The organism is Massilia sp. UMI-21 (assembly GCA_015277795.1).
Classification (GTDB): Bacteria; Pseudomonadota; Gammaproteobacteria; order Burkholderiales; family Burkholderiaceae_D; genus Telluria.
Map to the genome: position 1 here is coordinate 3,939,941 of CP063848.1, position 21,695 is coordinate 3,961,635.

The following is a 21,695-nucleotide window of genomic DNA, read 5'->3' on the forward strand; positions in this document are numbered from 1 at the left end:
AAGCAACGGTCGCTTCGTTCGTCGACGCTGCCTTTTTGTTTCCTGACGGCGATTTTTTGTGGCGCCGGATCGCCCGCCCCAGCGCACCGTATTGTCGTTAACGCAAGCCCTGTGGATGGTCGGGTGCGCTCCGGAACAGCGCCCCCTCCAGAGACGAGACCAGGCCCTTGTTGAAGGCCAGCGCCGCGTCCTTGTCCCCTTCCTGCAGGTAGACCTGCTCGATCATGGCCGTCACGCGCTTGCGTAGCGGAAGTGCCACACTCGGCCACTGCACCGAATGCGCCAGGCTGTCGGCCAGCGCCCGCGCTTCGTGCTGGCTGTCCCGGTCGATCAGGTCTTTCAGCTGGGCGCACTTGTGCTGCAGGCTGTCGAATACCGGGTGCGCATCGGGGTGCGCATCCGGGTGCTCATCGGGGTGGGCAACGCCGGGCGTGCGCTCCGGCAGCAGGGTGTGCGCAGCGTGGATGATGCGTACCGCCGCCATGTCGCCCTGGGCGGCAAGGATCCTGGTCAGCGCCTCGCGCGCCTGCAGGGTCGGCACCGCGTAGCGGCCGTCCTGGCGTTCGCGTCCGCGCAGCACGGCCTCGAGCAGGCGTCGTGCATTGCCGAGGTCGCCCATCTTCCCGAGCAGCTGGGCCAGCCGCTGTCCGCAGCGCAGCGTGTTTTCGTGCTCGCCGCCCTGCAGCCGCCGGCGGCCGTCGAGCACGCGCTCGAACAGCACCCGTGCGCGCTCGTTCTCGTGCTGCTCGCGCAGGGTGACGGCCAGGTCTTCGAGGCTGTCGAGCGTGGCCGGGTGGGCGTCGCCCCAGCGCCGCTCGCAGCTCGCCACCACCTGTTCGTGCAGGGCCAGCGCGCGTTCGCGCTCCCCGAGCCGGCCGAGCACGCGCGCCAGGCCCGAGCGGGCCGCCAGCGTTTCGGGATCTTCGGAATCGGTGCTGCGCGCGCACAGCCGGACCAGCTGTTCGTAGCTGCGGCGCGCCTCGTCCAGCCTGCCTCCCGTGAAGTGCAGCGCAGCCAGCGCGGCCAGGGCGGCGCGCGCCTCGGGGTGTTCCTCGCCCTGCACGGAACGGCGCAGCGCCAGGCTTTCGCCGAGCAGACCGGCCGCTTCGCGCTCGCGACCTTCTTTGTGGCAGAGCGTGGCGAGCCGCGCGAGCTGGCCGGCCAGCCGCGCGGTGGCCGCGGCGCCCTGCTCGGCGCGGGCGTGCGCGCTCGCCAGGCGCAGGCGCACCTCGGCCAGGGACTGCCATGGAAGACACCCATGGAGGAACCACGACAGCAGGCAGCTCGCGGGGCGCGCCAGCGCACCGCGCGCGGCGCCGCCGCTGTCGTCGATGGCGACGGCCTCGCACAGCGGCAACTGGACTTCGTCGAACCAGCTTTCCAGGCCCAGCAGGCTGGTGCCGTAGGCGTCGCGCAGCAAGCCTTCGCTACGCGCCTGGTAGCCGGCCATGCCATGCGCCGGATCGCCGCGGCGCCAGCGCTGGCCCGGGTCGCTGCGTGCGCCGTCGGCGGCGCACGCCACCGGATACACCAGCAGCGGCCGCTGTTCGTCCTCGTGCGTGCAGCGGTACTCGATAGCGCGCCGCACCACGCCCTCGAACCCGTCCAGGCTGCCGGGGCTGGGGGTGAACAGGCCGACCAGGCGGTCGGGCACCAGCGTGGTGCAGACACTGACGCTCGACGAGCGTCCGGCGCTGGCGGCCACCAGCACGTGGCGGAAGTGGCGCGCCATACGGGCGGCGAACCGGCGCGGCAGCGCCGGACAGGCATCGAACAGGGCGTCCCAGTCGAGACGCCCGGCGCGCTCGACGTAGGCATCGTCGAAGCGGCCGGCACGCATCAAATAAAGCGGATAGCGGCCGTCGGCGCGCCGGATATGGGGGCGCCAGTCGACCGCATCGAGCAGCTCGTCCGCCAGGCCAGCGGCGGCATCGTCGCGGGTGAGGCGCCGCAGGCGCAGTTCGTCGCGCAGCGCCCCGATGTACTCCACCAGCCCGGGCGCCTTGCCCTGCTCGTTATAGTTCTCGCTCTCGCTCTCGTCCTCGTCCTGCAGCGTGCCGAAGTAGCCGTGCAGCGAGGGCGATTCGAGGTCCCAGTCGATGACCAGCACCGGCGCCTGGGCCGTGTCGGCGGCCAGCTGCAGCGCCATCGCGGCCAGCAGGCCGTTGCGGGCCGGGCCGCCTTCGTAGGCGTAAAACGTGCTCACCTGACCGGGACTGTCCAGCGGCAAGAGCGTACCGGAAAGCGCAGGTGAAAGCGAAAGACGATCCTGTTCCATATGGCTCCTCATTTTTTCGGGAAGGTCAGGCTTGGCATCGCGCGCCATTCGGGTGGGACATCGGGAAGCTCGAATTGGTTGCAGTCATGGTTGGATGGCGTATGGATTTTTTGGCATTCGTAATGCTCGGCAATACGCCTGACCATCTTGTCGATGTCGGGGAGGAAGTCGGGATTCGACTTGAGGTCGGCGGTCGCCATCGTGAAATGCGAGAAGTCGACGTAGAACGTGCTGTCGGTAACCTGCGGCGGCAGCGATTCCGGATGCCGCGTCATGATGACCGGAATGATCAGGCGGCTCGGCAGCGGATACCAGGTGGCGCGCTCGCTTTCCAGCAGGCGCATGGCGGCGTACTCGCGCCGGGTGTAGGCGTGCGCCTCGTATTTGGGCGTATAAATGAGGATCATGCACACGCTCTCGCACATCGCGCGCGCGATCTTGCGGTCGAGGTCGTCGCCACCGCCCAACTGTTCGGTGTCGATGAATAGTTCGTCTTCGTTGTCGAAGTAGGGTTCGAGATAGCAGCGCAGCGCGTCGGCCAGGGCGTTCTTGAACCGGTTCATCAGTTCATGCCTGCCGTGCGCGTAGCTGAAGAAACATCCGTAACGGATCGCCATGCTGCCCTCCCCAATCAATGTGCTCACCGGCGCTCACTGGCTCACTTAGCGACTCTAGCGCCGGCGACCCCGGCCATTTTGCGGGCGCACAAGCGAGTTGGCGGACTCGGCAGCATCGACGCTGAAGCTGCCCTGCCGCGGCTTCAGGCATAATTCCGCTGATTAAGAAGTCGCCACATCCGCGACATCAGCCACATCAAGGAGAGCAAATGAAAGCCGTACGTTGCAAGGATTGGGGCCCGATCGACAGCCTGGTGATCGAAGAGCTGCCGGAACCGGTGCCGGGTGCGGGTGAAGTCCTGGTCGATGTGAAAGCGGCAGGCGTGAATTTCCCCGACGTGCTGACGGTGCAGGGCAAGTACCAGGTGCGACCGGAACTGCCTTTCACACCGGGAAATGAATTCGCCGGCAAGGTGTGCGCGGTGGGCGACGGTGTCAGCGGCTTCGCGCCGGGCCAGCCGGTGATCGGCTTCACGCGCACCGGCGCCTTCGCCGAGCAGGCCGTGGCGCCGGCCGAGGCCTTGATGCCGATACCGCCGGGCATGGACTTCGACACCGCCGCCGCGATCACCCTCACCTACGGCACCTCGCACCATGCGGTGGTGGACCGCGCCGCCCTGCAGCCGGGCGAAACCATGCTGGTGCTGGGCGCGGCCGGCGGCGTCGGCCTGGCGGCGATCGAGATCGGCAAGGCCATCGGCGCGCGCGTGATCGCGGCGGCGTCGAGTGACGACAAGCTGGCGGTCTGCCGCGAACACGGCGCCGATGTCCTGATCAACTACGAAAAGGAAGACCTGCGCGAGGCGCTCAAGGCCGCCACCGGCGGACGCGGACCGGACGTGATCTACGATCCGGTGGGCGGCCGCTACAGCGAGCCGGCGCTGCGCTCGATCGCGTGGCGCGGACGGCACCTGGTGGTGGGCTTCGCGGCCGGCGAGATTCCGAAGCTGCCCTGGAACCTGATGCTGCTGAAGGGCGCCTCGGTGATCGGCGTGTTCTGGGGCGAATTCGTGCGCAAGGAGCCCAAGGCAAACCTGGCGGCGATGCGCCAGATGCTGGGGTGGATGGCGGAAGGGAAACTCAAGCCGCTGGTGTCCCGGCGCTACAGGCTCGACGAGACGGCGCAGGCGCTGAACGACATGGCGGCGCGCAAGGTCACGGGCAAGGTCGTGATCTGCCCGTAACGTGTATCGGTTCGTGTAGGGTGGACGGCTATGCCGTCCGCGCGTCCAACACGTGCATGCAGGCCATGGAGCGGGCCGGGATACGACATGTGAACGCGCGGTCGGCGGAGCCGACCGCCCTACGCGTTCAGGTCCGCCGCTTCCGCCATGGTGCCCGGCTGGAAGAATTCGATCACTTCCGTCTGCACCCGCGTGCGCTTGAACGGCGGCAGGCTTTGCCAGATGCGGCGGCCATAGGGCTTGGTGATGATGCGCGGATCGCAGATCATCAGGACGCCGCGATCGTCGACGTCGCGGATCAGGCGCCCCGCCCCCTGCTTGAGCGTGATGATCGCTTCCGGCAGCTGGTGGTGCATGAAGCCGTTCAAGCCCTGCTTTTCCATCACCTCGATGCGGGCAGCCAGCACCGGGTCGTCCGGCGGCGCGAAGGGCAGCTTGTCGATGATGACCAGCGACAGCGCCTCGCCGCGCACGTCCACGCCTTCCCAGAAGCTCTGGCTGCCGACCAGCACGGCATTGCCGGCGTTGCGGAAGGAATCCAGCAATTCGGTGCGTCCGCGCTCGCCCTGCACGAACAGCGGGAAGTCCAGGCCGCGGGCGGCGAACTCCTCGCGCAGGCGCTCGGCCACCTTGTTGACCGCGCGGATGGTCGTGCACAGGAAGAAGGTGCGCCCGCCGGCCGCCTCGATCACCGGCAGCGCGGCGTCGACGCAGGCGTCGGTGTACTGGAAGGAATTCGGCTCCGGCAGCCCGGTGGGCACGTACAGGATGCCCTGCTCGCCGTAGTTGAAGGGACTGGGCCAGGTCATGGCCGGTTCGCCGCTCAGGCCCATCTGGTCGGAAAAGTGCTTGAAGTCGTTCTTCACCGCCAGGGTCGCCGACGTGAAGATCCAGCTGCGCGGCGTGCCTTCGCGCTGACTGGAAAAGATCGGCGCGATCGACAGCGGTGTCTTGTGCAGCTGCAGCGAGGAGTTGAAGGCCTCGACCCACAGCACCGCCGCCTCGTCGCCCTGCACCGCCTTGCCTTTCCGGGTGTCCGGCTTCCAGGCGTCGAAGGAAGCGGCCAGCTCCTGCGCGCGGATGCGGCAGGCTTCGACGGTCTCCGCGCGCGCGGCGTGCTCTTCCAGCACGGTGATCATGCCGGACAGCTCTTCCTTCAGCTTGTCGAGCGCCGGGAAGAAGGCTGACGTCGGCAGGATCTGCGGCAGCGACAGGCGGGTGCCGCCTTCGGGGAAGGTCAGGCGCAGGTCGCGCGCGGCCTTTTCGACCACGGTGACGACCTTGGCCCAGTCGGGGCCGCGCGCATGCGCCAGGCCTTCGGCCAGCACGTCGCGGCACAGTTCCAGCACCTGCGAGGTGGACACCGACTGGCCGAAGAACAGGGTGGCGGTGTCGGGCAGCTGGTGCGCCTCGTCGAAGATGATGGTGTTGGCCGAGGGCAGCAGTTCGGCCACGCCGGTATCCTTCAGCGCCACGTCGGCGAAGAACAGGTGGTGGTTGACCACCACCACATCGGCCTGTTGCGCCTCGCGGCGCGCCTTCATGACGAAGCAGTCCTGGTAGTACTGGCACTCGGCGCCCATGCAGCTGTCGCGGGTGGAGGTGACCAGGTTCCAGACCGTGGCGGTTTCCGGCACCTTGGCCAGCTCGGCCTTGTCGCCCGAGTTGGTCATCTTGATGAAGCGCGAGATCTCGCGCAGGTGGCCGACATCGTCGCGCGAGGTCAGGCGCCCGTTGTTCAGCGTGCGTTCCAGGTGGAAGTGGCAAACGTAGTTCGAGCGTCCCTTGAGCAGGGCCACCGACACCGGTGCGCGCAGGGCGGCCCGGATGGTCGGGATGTCACGCAAGAACAATTGATCTTGCAAGTTCTTGGTGCCGGTCGAGATGATGGTCTTGCCGCCCCACAGCAGGGCGGGCACCAGGTAGGCGAAGGTCTTGCCGGTGCCGGTACCGGCCTCGGCCATCAGGACGCGCTGGTCGGCGATGGCGGTGGCGATGGCCTTGGCCATTTCTGTCTGCGACTGGCGCGGCTTGAAGGTGCCGACGGCGGGCGCGAGCGGGCCGCCCGGACCGAACAGGCGGTCGAGCTCTTCGTCGTATTTACCCGATGGGCGGGCGCTGTCCGGCAGCACGTCGCCCTGTGGCGAGGTGGCTGCCGGCGCCGCGGCGACACCGGAGTCCGCGGCAGCGGCGGGGAGATGATCGGTCAAAGTAATCGTTTTGGGTAGCGCCAGGCACAGCGAACTGCGTCAGGCCGGAATATCGGGTACCAGCTGCATCTTCAGCAGCGTAATATGATCCTTGAGCTGCAGCTTACGCTTTTTCAAACGGCGCAGCTGGAGCTGGTCGGCATGGCCATCGGCGGCCAGCATCGAAATGACGGCATCGAGGTCGCGGTGTTCCACGTCGAGTTCGATGATGCGGCGCTGGATGTCCTGGACGTCGGTCATGATGGGCTGTTCCAAACAGTTCTGTACAAGGCGTTGGTGGAGCTTGGGGCGATGGCGCCAGTGGCGGGCAGCGGCGCAGGCGGTACCGGGCGCTTGTGTTCGGCTTGCAACACCACGGCTTCTCGGTGCATAGTTTAATCTACGCTGAGGTTGCCGCCAACAAAGATTGGCGCTGGCGCTACTGAAATAAAGGTTTATGACAACATACAAGATCGAAGCCGGGACCGCGCAGCACATCGGGAACCGCCCCCAGCAGAACGACCGCGTCGCCCTGCTGACCGGCGCCCGTGCGCCCGGCTACGTGCTGGCGCTGCTGTCGGACGGCGTCGCCGGACCGGGCGGATCGGACCAGGTGCTGCACACCGCGCGCCAGGTCTTCGACGAATTCAAGCCCGGCGACCGCCCCAGCCTGGAGCGGCTCGGCGGACTGCTGCAAGAGATCGTCAGCGAGACCCACCTGGTCATCAAGATGAACGCCATCGCGGCGGGAGCGCATGCCCAGGCCGAGGGGCATGCCAGCTTCGTCGGCCTGGTACTGACGCCGCATGGCGACGCGGTGTGGGCGCATGTGGGCGATTCGCGCCTGTACCACTTCCAGAACGGCAAGTGCATGACGCGCAGCAGCGACGCCGCCTATGTGCAGCACCTCGTGTCGACCGACCGGCTGCCGGAAGAAGCGGCCAGGAACCACCGCCGGTCGAAGCTGTTGCTCAATTTGCTGGGCAATAGCCGCAAAGAACCGTTCGTCACGACCGGCAGCCACACCGGCCTGGCGCCCGGCGATGTGTTCCTGCTGGCCTCGGACGGCCTGTGGCATTTCTTCACGGACGCCGAACTGGCGGCGGTCACCAGCAAGGCCACGCCGCGGCAGGCGTCGGAAATGCTGATCAACAAGGCGGGAGAGCGCTCGCAGGGCAAGGGCGGAAACTGCTCGATGGCGATCGTGAAGCTGGTCAAGCCGGTGCAGGACGGCCCGCCACGACAGCCTGGCCGGGCGGTCTGAACCAGGTCGGCGCCTGCCTCGGGCGCTCCTTACTTTTGCGCCGCCGGCGCCGCTTTCGCTTTTTCCTGCTCCGCCCTGCGCGCCGCGGCTTTCGCCTCGCGCTCGGCCACGCGCTCGGCGACTTCCTTCTGCTTCTGCGCCGCCTTGCGCTGGCGTTCCTCGAACGCGCGCGCGTTCGCGGCCGCCCTGGCCGCTTCTTGCGGCGCGCGGGCGGCCTCTTCTTTGGCCCGGGCATCGCGGCGCGCCATGCGCGACACGGCTGGCGACGGTTTCGGTGGCGGCAGGGCCGTGGTCTCGCGCGGCGCCGGCGGCGGCTCGGCCGCCAGGCGCGCTTCTTCGGCCTTGTACTCGGCCTCCGCGGCGGCGATCTCGCGGTCGCGCTCGTCCACCTTCAGGCGGCGCTTGAAACGCTCGGCTTCGATCTCGATGCTGCGCTGCGCGGCCAGGGCCACGCGGCGGCGTTCCTTGGCTTCGTCGAGGCAGTGGTTCACGAAGAATTTCTCGTAGCACAGGGCTTCACGCTCGGCATAACGCGCCTCGATGGCGGCGCGCTCGACGGCGACGGACGCCAGGCGCCCGTCGGCCTGTTCCACCGACGTGGTGGGGTCGACCGCGTCCACCGAAGGGCCCGGCTCGACGCTGGCGCAGGCCGACAAGGCTGCCGCGACCAGGACAGCAATCAAGGGACGGCGCAGCGCGCGCACGGGGGGATGACTCGGCATGGTGTCCTTTCGATTCAAGCGATGGCGTCCGCCGCACCGCGGCGCTCGGCGAGCATGTACTCGCGCGACTGCATTTCGATGATACGCGAGACGGTACGGTGGAATTCGTTCGCCAGCATACCCTGGGTATACAGCGCTTCGGGTTCGACCGCTGCGGACATGATCAGCTTGACCTTGTGGTCGTAGAACACGTCCACCAGCCAGGTGAAGCGGCGCGCCTCCGAGGACTGGCCGGCCGACATCGCCGGAATGCCCGACAGCACCACGGTATGGAAGCGCTCGGCCAGTTCCAGGTAGTCGTTCTGCGAACGCGGTCCGCCGCACAGGGTGGCGAAGTCGAACCAGATCACGCCGCCGGCGCGGCGCAGCGCGCGGATCTCGCGGTTTTCGATGTGCACGATCGGGCTCTCGTCGGCGGTGTCGGCCACCTTGGCATAGGCGTCGCGCAAGGCCTTGTCGGAGACCGCGTTCAGCGGCGTGTAATAGGCCTGCACCTGCTCGAGCGCGCGCTTGCGGTAGTCGTTGCCGGCGTCGACGTTGAGGACGTCGAGCTTGTGCTGCAACAGCGCGATGGTGGGCAGCATGCGGTCGCGGTGCAGCCCGTCCGGATACAGCGTCGAGGGCTCGTAGTTGGAGGTCATCACGAAGCTCACGCCGTTGTCGAACAGGGCCTTGAGCAGGTTGTACAGGATCATGGCATCGGCGATGTCCGAGACGTGGAACTCGTCGAAGCAGATCAGGCGGTACTTCCTGGCGATGCGCTTGGCCACTTCGTCGAGCGGATCGGCCACACCCTTGAGTTCATCCAGTTGGCCGTGCACGGCGCGCATGAATTCGTGGAAGTGCAGGCGCGTCTTGCGCACCACCGGCACCACCGAATAGAAGGAGTCCATCAGGAAGGACTTGCCGCGCCCCACCCCGCCCCACATGTAGACGCCCTTCGGCACCCCGGGGCGCTTGATGAGGCGCTTGAAAGCGGACGACCGCTGGGCCTTGTACTCGACCCAGTCGTCGTACGCCTGCTGCAGGCGGTCGACCGCGGCCTGCTGGGCGGGGTCGGACGTGAAGCCGCGCTCGGCGAGGGCGTGTTGGTAATACTCTTGAACGTTCATAAGTCGATGCTGTTAACGTAGGGTGGGCGGGGCATTTCAGGCCAGTGGCCTGAAATGCGAACGCCCGCGCGTTCAACCAGAACATGAGCAGCCACGGAGCGGGCCGGGAGACGTGATTTGAACGCGCGGGGTGATTCGGTCCAGTGGACCGAATCACGAACCGCCCACCCCACAAGGGCGCACCGGTGGTGCGCCCCATTCGAGGCGCGGGTGCGCCTCCATTGCTTTAGAAGTTCAGCGAACGCTTGTCCACCGCCAGCGCGGCTTCCTTGACGGCTTCCGACAGCGACGGGTGGGCGTGGCAGATGCGGGCGATGTCTTCCGACGAGGCCTTGAACTCCATCGCGACGACGGCTTCCGAGATCAGCTCGGAGGCCATCGGGCCGACGATGTGCACGCCCAGGATTTCGTCGGTGCCGGCGTCGGCCAGGAACTTGACCATGCCCGAGGTGTCGCCCAGCGCGCGCGCACGGCCGTTGGCCATGAACGGGAAGGTGCCGGCCTTGTAGGCCACGCCTTCGGCCTTGAGCTGCTGCTCGGTCTTGCCGACCCAGGCGATTTCCGGCGAGGTGTAGATGACCCAGGGGATGGTGTTGAAGTTGACGTGGCCGTGCTGGCCGGCGATGCGCTCGGCGACCGCGACGCCCTCTTCTTCGGCCTTGTGCGCCAGCATCGGGCCGCGCACCACGTCGCCCACCGCCCACACACCCGGCAGGCTGGTGCGGCATTCGTCGTCCACCACCACGAAGCCGCGCTCGTCGAGCTGCAGGCCGACGGTCTCGAGCCCCAAGCCGTTGGTGTTCGGCACGCGGCCGATCGAGATGATCAGGCGGTCGAAGATCGCCTTCTGCTCGGCGCCGGTGCTGTCCGCGTATTCGACGGTGACATCCTTGTCGCCCTTGGTGATCTTGCCGATCTTGCAGCCCAGGTTGATCTTCAGGCCCTGCTTGGTGAACAGCTTGTGCGCTTCCTTGGCGATCTGCTCGTCCACGGCGCCCAGGAAAGTCGGCAGGCCTTCCAGCACGGTGACGTCGGCGCCGACGCGGCGCCACACCGAACCCATTTCCAGGCCGATGACGCCGGCGCCGATCACGCCCAGCTTGCCCGGGACGGCATCGATCGCCAGGGCGCCGGTGTTCGACAGGATCAGTTTCTCGTCGAATTCCGCGCCCGGCAGCTGGCGTGCGTTCGAACCGGTCGCGACGACCACGTTCTTGGCCGTCAGGGTGTCGGTGGTCGGGCCGCTGACGTTGATGGTGTAGCCGCCTTCGACCTTGCCGGCGAAGGCGCCGCGGCCGTGGAAGAAGCTGACCTTGTTCTTCTTGAACAGGAACAGGATGCCGTCGTTGTTCTGCTTGACGATGGTGTCCTTGCGCTTGAGCATGGTCGGCAGGTCGAGCTCCAGGCCCGCCACCTTGATGCCGTGGTCCGCAAACGCGTGGCCGGCGTGCTCGAAGTGTTCCGAGGACTGCAGCAGCGCCTTCGACGGAATGCAGCCGACGTTGGTGCAGGTGCCGCCCGGGGCCGGTTTACCGGCCGCGTTGCTCCACTCGTCGATGCAGGCGGTCTTGAAGCCCAGCTGCGCTGCACGGATGGCGGCGATGTAGCCGCCAGGACCGCCGCCGATCACGACGACGTCGAATTGTTTCTCGTTACTCATGAATAGCTTCCTTATTTATTCTTCTGGGACAAAAATCCACAGCGCCAGATAGGCCAGGGCCCCGAACCCGGAGGTCACCAGGGTGAGCAGGACGAACACGAGGCGCCAGGCATAGATGTCCATGCCGAAGGTATCGCTCAGGCCGCCGCAGACGCCGGCCAGCCAGCGATCGCGGCGCGAGCGGCGCATCGCGCGCAGCTTCGCCTCCAGGCTGCCGGGCGGCGGGCCGAAGCCGCTGCCGCCGTCCTTGTCCAGGTTCACCCGCTCCGCAGCCAGGACTTTCGCCTTGGCCTGTTCGAATTCGGCGTCGCTCAGCGCGCCGGCCTGGTGCAACTCGTGCAAACGCCGGATTTCATCGGAGATCATGGCGGTCCTCACTGGTTGGCGGACAAGCGAGCCTGTCCGTGCTGCTGTGTCAGCGGACCTGCCCGCCCGGGCAGGTCCGCACTGCACTGCCGTGCCGCCGATTACAGGTCGAGCAGCAGGCGGGCCGGATCTTCCAGCGCATCCTTCATGGCCACCAGGCCCAGCACGGCTTCGCGGCCGTCGATGATGCGGTGGTCGTAGGACATCGCCAGGTAGTTCATCGGACGCACCACGATCTGGCCGTTCTCGACGACGGCGCGGTCCTTGGTGGCGTGCACGCCCAGGATCGCCGACTGCGGCGGGTTGATGATCGGGGTCGACAGCATCGAGCCGAACACGCCGCCGTTCGAGATCGAGAAGGTGCCGCCGCTCAGGTCTTCCAGGGTCAGCTTGCCGTCTTTTGCCTTCTGGCCGAATTCGCCGATCTTCTTCTCGATCTCGGCGATCGACATCTGGTCGGCGTTGCGCAGGATCGGCACCACCAGGCCGCGCGGCGAACCGACGGCGATACCGATGTCGAAGTAGCCGTGGTAGACGATGTCGTTACCGTCGACCGAGGCGTTCAGGATCGGGTACTTCTTCAGGGCGGCGACGGCAGCCTTGACGAAGAAGGACATGAAGCCCAGCTTGACGCCGTGTTCTTTCTCGAACTTGTCCTTGTACTTGTTGCGCAGTTCCATGACCGGCGCCATGTTCACCTCGTTGAAGGTGGTCAGGATGGCGTTGGTCTGCTGCGACTGCAGCAGGCGCTCGGCGATGCGGGCGCGCAGGCGGCTCATCGGCACGCGCTCTTCCGGACGGTCGCCCAGGTTGGCGACCGGGGCGGCCACTTGCTGCAGCGCTGGCTTGGCGGCCGGTGCCGGTGCCGACGCTTGCGCGGCCGGCTTGCCGGCCACTGCCGCCAGGGCGTCGCCCTTGGTCACGCGGCCGTCGCGGCCGGTGCCGGTGGCGTCGCCGGTGCTCATGTTGTTGTCGGCCAGGATCTTGGCGGCGGCCGGCATCGCGACGTCGCCTTTCGAACCGGCCGGCGCTGCGGCCGGCGCGGCGGCAGGGGCTTCGGGCGCGGCTTGCACCGGGGCCGAACGCACGGCGACCGGGCTGGTCTGTGCCGAGGCTTCGGTATCGATGATCGCGATGACTTCGCCGGCCACGACGGTTGCGCCGTCGGCCTTGATCAGCTGCACGATCACGCCGGCGCTCGGGGCCGGCAGTTCCAGGACCACCTTGTCGGTCTCGATGTCGATCATGTTTTCGTCGCGATCGACCTGCTCGCCGACCTTCTTGTGCCACGACAGCAGGGTTGCTTCAGCAACCGATTCCGACAGTTGGGGGACCTTGACTTCGATTTGTGCCATTTTGATGTAGCTCCGTTTATGTATTCTGTGCAAAGCCCTGCGCAAAAGCGCAGGGCGTGGTGTGTTTTACTCGGCAGGAGCCGCACGCATGCGTGCGGCGCACCATTCTCACTTTGTGAGAATGAATCCTTTCAGCTTCGAGAACGCGGTTTCCAGCAGTTCCTTCTGCTGCGCCACGTGCTTGTCGGCATAGCCGACCGCCGGGGACGCGGATGCCGCGCGGCCGGCGTACGCCAGGCGCTGGCCATCTTCCATGCTTTCGAAGATGTTGTGCTGGATCTGGAACCACGGCCCCTGGTTCTGCGGCTCGTCCTGGACCCACACCACCTCGGTCGCGTTCGGGAACTTCTTCAGTTCCGCGGCGAACGACTTGTGCGGGAACGGATACATCTGTTCGATACGCACGATGGCGACATCGCTCACGCCACGGGTCTTGCGTGCGTTGACCAGGTCATAATAGACCTTGCCCGAGCAGACCTGCACGCGCTTGACCTTGCTCGCGTCGATCTTGTCGTCGCACTCGCCGATGACGGTCTGGAAGCCGCCCTTGGCCAGGTCGGTCAGCGGCGAGCCGGCGTCCTTGTTGCGCAGCAGCGACTTCGGCGTGAAGATCACCAGCGGCTTGCGGAACTGGCGCACCATCTGGCGGCGCAGCAGGTGGAAGATCTGCGCGGCCGTGGTCGGCTGCACCACTTGCATGTTGTTGTCGGCGCACAGCTGCAGGAAGCGCTCGATACGTGCCGACGAGTGCTCCGGACCCTGGCCTTCGTAGCCGTGCGGCAGCATCATGACCAGGCCCGAGGCGCGGCCCCACTTCACTTCGCCCGAGGCGATGAACTGGTCGATCACGACCTGGGCGCCGTTGACGAAGTCGCCGAACTGGGCTTCCCAGATGGTCAGCGTGTTCGGTTCGGCGGTCGAGTAGCCGTACTCGAAGCCGAGCACCGCTTCTTCGGACAGCACCGAGTCGATCACGGTGAAATTGGCCTGGTTGTCCGAGACATTGGCCAGCGGCAGGTAGATGCCCTGGTCCCAGCGCTCGCGGTTCTGGTCGTGCAGCACGGCGTGGCGGTGCACGAAGGTGCCGCGGCCGGCATCCTGGCCCGACAGGCGGATCGCATAGCCCGAGGCCAGCAGCGAGGCGAAGGCCAGGTGCTCGCCCATGCCCCAGTCGAGGTTCAGCTCGCCCTTGCCCATGTTGGCGCGGTCGTTCAGCACCTTTTCCACCAGCGAGTGCGGCTTGAAGCCTTCCGGCACCTTGGTGATGCGTTCAGCCAGGCGCTTCAGCTCGGTCATCGGCACGGCGGTGTCGCAGGCGTCGGTCCACTTCTTGTTCAGGAACGGCGCCCAGTCGACCGCGTACTTGCCCTTGAAGTTGGTCAGCACCGGATCGACGGTGTGCTTGCCGGCGTCCATCGCGTTGCGGAACTCGGCGACCAGCTGGTCACCGGCATCCGGCGCGATGGTGCCCTGGGCAGCCAGCTTCTCCGCGTACATCTTGCGGGTGCCCGGGTGCTTGGCGATCTTCTTGTACATCAGCGGCTGGGTCAGCGCCGGGGTGTCCTGCTCGTTGTGGCCCAGCTTGCGGTAGCAGACGATGTCGACCACGACGTCCTTGCCGAACTCGCTGCGGTAGTCCATCGCGATCTGCGAGGCCAGCACGACCGCTTCCGGATCGTCGGCGTTCACGTGCAGCACCGGTGCTTCGATCATCTTGACGACGTCCGAGCAGTAGATGGTCGAACGGGCGTCGCGCGGGTCCGAGGTGGTGAAGCCGATCTGGTTGTTGATGACGATGTGGACGGTGCCGCCGGTGCCGTAGCCGCGGGTCTGGGCCAGGTTCAGGGTTTCCATGACCACGCCCTGGCCGGCGAACGCGGCGTCGCCGTGCACCAGGATCGGCAGCACTTCCTTGCCCTTGCGGTCGCCGCGGCGTTCCATGCGCGCCTTGACCGAACCTTCGACCACCGGGTTGACGATCTCGAGGTGGGATGGATTAAAGGCAAGCGACAGGTGGACCGGACCGCCCGGGGTCGAGATGTCGCTCGAGAAGCCCTGGTGGTATTTCACGTCGCCCGCCGGCAGGTCGTCGGCGTGCTTGCCTTCGAATTCTTCGAACAGGTCGGCCGGGCTCTTGCCCAGGGTGTTGACCAGCACGTTCAGGCGGCCGCGGTGGGCCATGCCGATGACGATTTCCTGCACGCCCTTTTCACCGGCGCGCTGGATCACTTCGTCGATCGAGGCGATGAAGGACTCGCCGCCTTCCAGCGAGAAGCGCTTGGCGCCGACGTACTTGGTGTGGAGGTAGCGTTCCAGGCCTTCGGCCGCGGTCAGGCGCTCGAGGATGTGCTTTTTCTTGTCGCCCGTGAAGCTCGGGGTCGAGCGGATCGATTCCAGGCGTTCCTGCAGCCAGCGCTTCTCGGTCGGATCGCTGATGTACATGAACTCGGCGCCAAGCGAACGGCAGTACGTGTCGCGCAGCATGTTCAGGATGTCGCGCAGGGGCGCGGTTTCCTTGCCGAAGTAGGTATTGCTGATGTTGAAGACGGTGTCGAGGTCCGCTTCGGTGAAACCGTAGAAGGCCGGGTCGAGTTCCGGCAGCGGCGGGCGTTCCTGGCGCTGCAGCGGGTCGAGGTTGGCCCAGCGCGAGCCGAGGTAGCGGTAGGCGGCGATCAACTGGGTGACGGCCACGCGCTTGCGGCCCATTTCCGGGTCGGGGCTGGCGCTGACGGTGCGGATCGGGCCCTGCTTGGCGCGCTCCGCGAACGAAGCGATGACCGACGAGTGGACCACGTCCGGGCGGCACGAACCGTCCACGGCAGGCACGTGCTGCATCTGGTCGAAGTAGGCGCGCCAGTTGTCCGGCACCGAACCCGGATTGTTCAGGTAGGCTTCGTACAACTCTTCCACGTACGGCGCGTTACCGCCGAACAGGTACGAGTTCGCATTCTGTTGCTGCATCATTCTTGCTCACCTTTCTTCGCGCTTCGCGAGTATGGGGCGGGTTGGTTTAACCTTCCGCGACACGGCCTGACCGGTTAGCGGATCGCACTTACTACATCAAGTTGTGGGGAAGGACGAATTTCGTAATTCTTTGACAAAAAGCGTGACAAAAAGCGAGGCAAACGGGTCTCCCCTTGCCTTTTGGCGCACGGTATTGTAACGCAAGCTCCGACGCAAGGCGGAGCCTTCAGCGAGAAATGTTTTATTTCAATTTGTAAAGCGAGCGCAAAGCAGAGCAAAGCCCCATCAGGCCGTTGACCGCGTAAATGATAATCGTTATCATTTAATGATGCGCTCAACTGGACCGACCACCTCCACCATTTCCGCCCCTCCCACCCCGGCTTTGCCGGGGCCGCGGCGCGCCTTCTACCTGAAGCAATTGCACCAATGGCACTGGATCAGTTCGGCCATCTGCCTGATGGCGATGCTGCTGTTCAGCTTTACCGGCTTCACCCTGAACCACGCGGCCCAGATCGAGGCCAGGCCGCAGGTGACGCGCCTGAAGGCCACCCTGCCCGCGCCGCTGCGCGCCCGACTGGAAAGCTATGCGCTGGAACATGCCGACGCCGACGTGCCGCTGCCGGGCGAGCTCGCCGACTGGGCGAATGCCGCCTTCCCGGTCGAGGTGCGCGGCCTGCGCGCCGAATGGAGCGAGGAAGACGCCTATATCGCCCTGCCGCGCCCCGGCGGCGACGCCTGGCTGCGCATCGCGGCCGACGGTTCGGCCGAGTACGAGGCGACCTCGCGCGGCTGGATCTCCTGGCTCAACGACATGCACAAGGGCCGCAACACCGGTGCCGTGTGGAGCTGGTTCATCGACATCTTCGCGATCGCCTGCGTGGTGTTCTGCCTCACCGGCTTCCTGATCATGAAATACCACGCGGCCAACCGGCCCGCGACCTGGCCGGTGATCGGCTTCGGCATCGTGCTGCCGGCCGTGATTGCGCTGCTGTTCGTGCACTAATCATCAGATTATCTTGTAATTACCCCTCTATATATAAGGCGACCTAATGAAACTGTCTCACTCGCTGGCGCTCACCCTGCCTTTCGTCTCCGGCTGGGTCGTGGCTGCCGACCTGTCCGTGAAGTTCGAACTGCCGCAGCTGCAGGTGGCGGAATACCACAAGCCCTACGTGGCGATCTGGATCGAGAAGGCGGAAGGCTCGGTCGCCGCGAACCTGGCGGTGCTGTACGACGTCAAGAAAAAGAACAATGCCGGCGAAAAGTGGGTCAAGGACCTGCGCACCTGGTGGCGCAAAGCCGGGCGCGACCAGACGCTGCCGATCGACGGCGTGAGCGGCGCAACCAAGGCCGCCGGCACCCACACGATGCGCTTCGCCGGCGCGCTGGATAAGCTGCCGGCCGGCGAGTACAAGCTGGTGGTGGAAGCGGCGCGCGAGGCGGGCGGCCGCGAACTGGTGCGGGTGCCCTTCACGCTCCCCGCCAAGGGCAGGCTGGCGGGCAGCGCCAGCGGCAAGGAAGAACTCGGCGCCGTGTCGATCACCGCCAACTGACACCAGGAGACCACGATGCACCACCTCGTCAAGAAAACCGTCCTGTCGCTGGCCCTGGCCAGCGTTTGCTGCAGCGCCAGCGCCCACCGCGGCTGGATGCTGCCCTCCAGCTCCTTCATCGAGAAGGAAGAAGCCTGGGTCACGATCGACGGCGCCGTCTCGGAAGGCCTGTTCGAGTTCGACCACGTGCCGCTGCGCATGGACGGCGTCAGCGTGACCGACCCGGACGGCGTCACCACCGCGGCGACCGGCGCGGTGCTGGGCAAGCTGCGCTCGACGCTCGACCTGCGCCTGCCCAAGGACGGCACCTACCGCATCGCGATGGTGTCCAACAATGTGATGGGCAGCTACAAGCTGGGGGGCGAAGAGAAGCGTTTCCGCGGCCCCGAGGCGAGCATCGCCGCGGAGATCCCGGCCGGCGCCACCGACGTCAGGAAATCGCATACCCACAGCCGCATGGAGACCTTCGTCTCGGCCAACAAGCTCAGCACCGGCGCCCTCAAGCCGAGCGGCGAAGGCCTGGAACTGGTGCCGGTCACCCACCCGAACGACCTGCGCGCCGGCGAGACCGCGCGCGTGCGCTTCCAGCTCGACGGCAAGCCGCTGCCCAACTTCCCGTTCAGCCTGGTGCCGGCCGGCGTCAAATACCGCGGCACGATCAACGAGATCCGCCTCAGCACCGACGCCAGGGGCGAAGCCAGCTTCACGCTGCCGGCCGCGAACCGCTACTGGATGAGCGCAAAATACCCGGTCGAACAGGCCAAGGGTCCGGGCGAGCCGGGTGCGCGCCGCTACGCCTATTCGGCCACCTTCGAGATCCTGCCGGAATGAAGGGGCACTGAATGCGCGCCGTGCTGGTTCCGCTCGCGATCGACCTGGCGCTGCCGCCCGCCGGCAGCAGGCGGCGCCAGGCGGGCGGCCGCTCGATGGGCACCGGCTGGTCGGCGCAGATGCTGGTCCCCCCGGGCGTCGGCGCCGATCTGCAGGCGGCGCTGCAGCGCGAGCTGGACGCGATCGTCGCGCAAATGAGCCATTGGGAGCCAGACTCCCTGCTGGCGCGCTACAACCGGGCGCCGGCCGGCAGCTGGCATGCGCTGCCGGCGCAGTTTTTCGAGGTGGCCGACTTCGCGCTGCGGGTCCATGAAGACACCGCCGGCGCCTACGACCCGGCCGCCGGCGCGCTGGTCAAGCTGTGGGGGTTCGGCCCCAGCGGCCGTCACGACAGCGCCGGTTTTCACCTGCCGTCCCCGCACGAGGTCGCGAGCACGCTGGCGCGGCGCGGGCGGGCCCTTCCCGCGCTCGACCGGGCCGCAAGGCGCCTGCTGCAACCGGGCGGCGCCATCCTCGATTTTTCCTCGGTCGCCAAGGGCTACGGCGTGGACCGCCTGGCGCGCTGCCTGGAAGGACACGGCATCGGCCACTACCTGGTCGAGGTCGGCGGCGAACTGCGCGGCGCCGGCATGAAGCCGGACGGCGAGCCCTGGTGGGTCGAGATCGAAGGGGTGCCGGACGCGGCCTGCGGCCCGCAGGCGCTGGTGGCGCTGCATGGCCTGGCCGTCGCCACGTCCGGCGACTACCGCAGCTATTTCGATCGTGCCGAGCGCCGCGTCTCGCACACGCTCGACCCGCGCAGCGGCCAGCCGATCGCCAACGGCGTCGCTTCCTGCACCGTGGCAGCCGCCGCCTGCATGACCGCCGACGCGCTGTCCACCGCGCTGACCGTGATGGGCGTGGAAGCCGGACTCGCGTTCGCCGACACGCGCGGCATCGCGGCGCGCTACCTGGTCCGCGCCGCGGGCGGCCTGCGGGAACACACGAGCGCCGCCTGGCGCGACCTCCTCCAATGAGACTGCTGCGATGATCCTCACGATGGACCCGATGCGCTGGGGCGGCGCCCTCGGCTTGTGCGGCGCCTGGCTGGCGATGTGCCTGGCGATCTGGCGTGCGCGCGCCCATCGGGCCGCGCCCGCGGCCGATGCCGACTGGCTGGTCGTTTACGCGAGCCAGACCGGCGGCGCCGAATACCTGGCCGGGCAGACCGCCGCCACCCTGCGCACCGGCGGGCTGGCCGCGCGCGCCGTGTGCATGTCGGCGCTGGCGCCGGACGCACTGGCCCGGGCCGACCGGGTCCTGTTCATCGCCAGCACCTACGGCGAAGGCGACGCCCCCGACACCGCCGCCCGCTTCGCGGGCCAGGCCATGGGCACGGCACCGGCGCTGTCGCACCTGCATTACGCCGTGCTGGCGCTGGGCGACAGCAGCTACACGCATTACTGCGGCTTCGGCCGCGCACTCGACGGCTGGCTGGAGGCGCACGGCGCCACCGCCCTGTTCGGGCGCATCGACGTCGACCGCGGCAATGCCGACGCGCTGGCCGAATGGCAGCACCACATCGGCCGCCTGGCGGGCACCAGCGACGCGCCGGACTGGGAAGCACCGGCCTACGGCGACTGGCGCATCCTGGAGCGCGTGCTGGCCAATCCGGGCAGCGCCGGCGCCCCGCTCTACCGCATCGCGCTTGCCCCGTGCGAGGGCGCGCTGCCGGCCTGGGAAGCGGGCGACCTGGCGCAGGTCGGCGCCCCCGCCGACCCGCAGCACCCGCGCGAATATTCGATCGCCTCGCTGCCCGGCGAGGGCCGGCTGGAACTGATGGTGCGCCTGCAGCGTCGCCCGGACGGCAGCCCGGGCGCGGCCTCAGGCTGGCTGTGCGCGACCGCGACGCCGGACGATGCGATCCGGCTGCGTGTGCGCGCGCACGGGCGCTTCCGCCTGAACGGCAACGCCGGGCGCGCGCTGATCGCGATCGGCAACGGCAGCGGCCTGGCGGGGCTGCGCGCGCTGATCAAGTCGCGCATCGCGGCCGGCCATGGCGACAACTGGCTGCTGTTCGGCGAGCGCAACGCGGCGCACGACTTCCTGTGCCGCGACGAGTTGCAGGGATGGCTGGCCACGGGCGGCCTGGCCCGGCTCGACCTGGCGTTTTCGCGCGACCAGGCGACGCCACGCTATGTGCAGCATCTGGTGCGCGATCGGGCGCAGGCGCTGCGCGACTGGATCGGGAAGGGCGCAGCGATCTACGTGTGCGGCAGCCTGCAGGGCATGGCCGGCGGCGTGCACGAGGCGCTGGCGGAGGTACTGGGGGTGGACGCGCTGGACGCGCTCACGGCGCAAGGCCGCTACCGCCGCGACGTGTACTGAGCGCGGCGGTCGCGGCCTTGCGCCACACCAACCCGCCCGTGGCGGGCGGGGACCTCATGGGTCAGTGCAAGGTTCAGTGCAAGGATCAGCCCTTGCGGTCGTTCTTGTGGCTCTGGGCGCCAGCGCGCGCATGCTGTTCCGGCGTTCCGCCTTGCACGCCGGTGCCGGCGTGGTGGCCCTTGTTGCCGCTGCCCTGGCTGCTGCCCTGGTTGCCGTTCTGGCCACCGCTTTGCTGGTTGCCGCGGCCATGCGAGGCGCGTCCGCCTTCGGATGCGATCTCGCGCTGGCGCTGCGGGTCCATCGATGCGAATCCCTGGTTACCGCTACCGCTGCCGCTCTGCTGGTTGCGGCCCTGGTCGCTGCGTTGCTGCTGATCGAGCCGATTGGTGTCCTGCTGGTTGTCGAGCTGCTTGCCGCTTTGCTTGTTCGATGCCATAGTTGCCTCCAATTCATTTTCGAAAGACCAGCCGGAAGTGGCTGAGACAGGTCCATCCTAGCTTTGGCGAACCCAGCAGACCACCGAAACACGGCAATCGTCTTGTAGGAATACGCCTTGCCCGCCCATGCGACCAGGCCCTCAAACGGAAAGAAATTGATAATTTAGTATTTGTATTGTTGGCGGCGCTAGCATGGAAACATCGCACGCGCGCCGCGCACGAAACAAAACGACTTCGCCCCTGTAGTCCTGGACTGACTCGCCATCGTGAAATTTTCCATCGGCCACCGGCTATTCCTCTCGGTCCTGCTCGCCATCCTTGCGGTGGCGGCCAGCGCCGTCTACCTGCTGCGCCAGAACGTGCTGGCCGGCTTTGGCGACTATGCGGTCGCCATCGAACTCGACCGTCTCGACGAATTGTCGGGCGCCCTGGCCGCCCGCTACCGGACCCGCGGCGGCTGGGACTTCCTGCCCACGGACGGCGCACGGCGCGGCTGGATCGCCGCCGAGCTGCTGCGGCTGCAGGACGAACGCCGGCGCCGCGCGGATGCCGTGCCCGCGCCCCCCGCAGTGCCGGAGGCGCCGGCCGCGCCTGTTCCGGTGCAGGCGCCGGTGCAGGCGCCGGTGCGGGCACCGGTGCAGGCGGGGCCGCCGGCGCCACCCGCACCGCCCGCCCCGCCCGCCCCACCGGTCATCCCCCTGCCGCCGCCGCGCCTGGACGCCCCGCAGGCCGACGGCGTCACCTACGACCTGCACCAGCGCGTCGCCCTGCTCGACGCGCAGGGCGCCTAACTGGC

General features: G+C 67.4%; 19 protein-coding genes. 8 read left to right on the plus strand and 11 right to left on the minus strand.

Annotation, left to right across the window (positions count from 1 at the left end; all coding sequences use genetic code 11):
- Positions 1-97 precede the first annotated feature (97 nt).
- Complete coding sequence (locus IM543_17350) at positions 98-2,278, minus strand: tetratricopeptide repeat protein (protein ID QOY93313.1); 2,181 nt, start codon at positions 2,276-2,278, stop codon at positions 98-100.
- Positions 2,279-2,286: 8 nt separating this feature from the next.
- Positions 2,287-2,895 (minus strand): toll/interleukin-1 receptor domain-containing protein, encoded by a 609-nt coding sequence (locus IM543_17355; GenBank protein ID QOY93314.1) that lies wholly within the window; start codon positions 2,893-2,895, stop codon positions 2,287-2,289.
- A 209-nt stretch (positions 2,896-3,104) separates the two neighbouring features.
- Here IM543_17355 and IM543_17360 point away from each other — a divergent pair, with 209 nt between their 5' ends.
- Positions 3,105-4,079, plus strand: coding sequence for an NADPH:quinone oxidoreductase family protein (locus tag IM543_17360; protein QOY93315.1), 975 nt, complete (start codon positions 3,105-3,107; stop codon positions 4,077-4,079).
- Between the two features lie 119 nt (positions 4,080-4,198).
- Here the strand turns inward: IM543_17360 and IM543_17365 are convergent, their stop codons facing one another.
- Both IM543_17365 and IM543_17370 read right to left on the minus strand, forming a co-directional pair.
- On the minus strand, positions 4,199-6,211 hold the full coding sequence (locus IM543_17365) for an ATP-dependent DNA helicase (protein QOY96734.1): 2,013 nt from the start codon (positions 6,209-6,211) through the stop codon (positions 4,199-4,201).
- A gap of 117 nt (positions 6,212-6,328) precedes the next feature.
- Positions 6,329-6,529 (minus strand): DUF465 domain-containing protein, encoded by a 201-nt coding sequence (locus IM543_17370; protein ID QOY93316.1) that lies wholly within the window; start codon positions 6,527-6,529, stop codon positions 6,329-6,331.
- Between the two features lie 196 nt (positions 6,530-6,725).
- On the opposite strand from IM543_17370, the gene IM543_17375 reads away from it, so the two are divergent.
- Complete coding sequence (locus IM543_17375) at positions 6,726-7,532, plus strand: serine/threonine-protein phosphatase (protein QOY93317.1); 807 nt, start codon at positions 6,726-6,728, stop codon at positions 7,530-7,532.
- A gap of 29 nt (positions 7,533-7,561) precedes the next feature.
- Here IM543_17375 and IM543_17380 read toward each other — a convergent pair whose 3' ends face one another.
- The 6 genes from IM543_17380 to IM543_17405 form a co-directional block, all read right to left on the minus strand.
- A complete protein-coding gene (locus IM543_17380) occupies positions 7,562-8,254 on the minus strand; it encodes a hypothetical protein (protein QOY93318.1) in 693 nt (230 codons plus the stop codon).
- A gap of 14 nt (positions 8,255-8,268) precedes the next feature.
- Positions 8,269-9,366, minus strand: a complete 1,098-nt coding sequence (locus IM543_17385; protein QOY93319.1) for an AFG1 family ATPase — start codon at positions 9,364-9,366, stop codon at positions 8,269-8,271.
- Between the two features lie 226 nt (positions 9,367-9,592).
- The gene (gene lpdA / locus IM543_17390; GenBank protein ID QOY93320.1) at positions 9,593-11,026 is read right to left on the minus strand and encodes a dihydrolipoyl dehydrogenase; all 1,434 of its coding nucleotides are present in this window, start codon (positions 11,024-11,026) and stop codon (positions 9,593-9,595) included.
- Positions 11,027-11,041: 15 nt separating this feature from the next.
- The gene (locus IM543_17395) at positions 11,042-11,392 is read right to left on the minus strand and encodes a PspC domain-containing protein (GenBank protein ID QOY93321.1); all 351 of its coding nucleotides are present in this window, start codon (positions 11,390-11,392) and stop codon (positions 11,042-11,044) included.
- Positions 11,393-11,493: 101 nt separating this feature from the next.
- Positions 11,494-12,747 carry a 2-oxoglutarate dehydrogenase complex dihydrolipoyllysine-residue succinyltransferase gene (gene odhB / locus IM543_17400; GenBank protein ID QOY93322.1) on the minus strand — a complete coding sequence of 418 codons (1,254 nt, stop codon included), beginning with the start codon at positions 12,745-12,747 and terminating at the stop codon, positions 11,494-11,496.
- Between the two features lie 108 nt (positions 12,748-12,855).
- Entirely contained in the window at positions 12,856-15,711 is a 2,856-nt protein-coding gene (locus IM543_17405; protein QOY93323.1) for a 2-oxoglutarate dehydrogenase E1 component, read from the minus strand.
- Positions 15,712-16,039: 328 nt separating this feature from the next.
- On the opposite strand from IM543_17405, the gene IM543_17410 reads away from it, so the two are divergent.
- From IM543_17410 to IM543_17430, 5 genes are read left to right on the plus strand one after another with little or no spacing between them, the layout of a single operon-like run.
- Positions 16,040-16,714, plus strand: a complete 675-nt coding sequence (locus IM543_17410) for a PepSY-associated TM helix domain-containing protein (protein QOY96735.1) — start codon at positions 16,040-16,042, stop codon at positions 16,712-16,714.
- Positions 16,715-16,760: 46 nt separating this feature from the next.
- Complete coding sequence (locus IM543_17415) at positions 16,761-17,264, plus strand: DUF2271 domain-containing protein (GenBank protein ID QOY93324.1); 504 nt, start codon at positions 16,761-16,763, stop codon at positions 17,262-17,264.
- A 15-nt stretch (positions 17,265-17,279) separates the two neighbouring features.
- Positions 17,280-18,095 carry a DUF4198 domain-containing protein gene (locus tag IM543_17420; protein ID QOY93325.1) on the plus strand — a complete coding sequence of 272 codons (816 nt, stop codon included), beginning with the start codon at positions 17,280-17,282 and terminating at the stop codon, positions 18,093-18,095.
- A gap of 11 nt (positions 18,096-18,106) precedes the next feature.
- On the plus strand, positions 18,107-19,111 hold the full coding sequence (locus tag IM543_17425) for an FAD:protein FMN transferase (GenBank protein QOY93326.1): 1,005 nt from the start codon (positions 18,107-18,109) through the stop codon (positions 19,109-19,111).
- Between the two features lie 10 nt (positions 19,112-19,121).
- Positions 19,122-20,462 carry a flavodoxin domain-containing protein gene (locus tag IM543_17430; protein QOY93327.1) on the plus strand — a complete coding sequence of 447 codons (1,341 nt, stop codon included), beginning with the start codon at positions 19,122-19,124 and terminating at the stop codon, positions 20,460-20,462.
- Between the two features lie 85 nt (positions 20,463-20,547).
- On the opposite strand, the gene IM543_17435 is transcribed toward IM543_17430, so the two are convergent.
- Positions 20,548-20,898, minus strand: a complete 351-nt coding sequence (locus tag IM543_17435) for a stress-induced protein (GenBank protein ID QOY93328.1) — start codon at positions 20,896-20,898, stop codon at positions 20,548-20,550.
- A 267-nt stretch (positions 20,899-21,165) separates the two neighbouring features.
- Here IM543_17435 and IM543_17440 point away from each other — a divergent pair, with 267 nt between their 5' ends.
- Positions 21,166-21,690, plus strand: coding sequence for a hypothetical protein (locus IM543_17440; protein QOY93329.1), 525 nt, complete (start codon positions 21,166-21,168; stop codon positions 21,688-21,690).
- Positions 21,691-21,695: the final 5 nt, after the last annotated feature.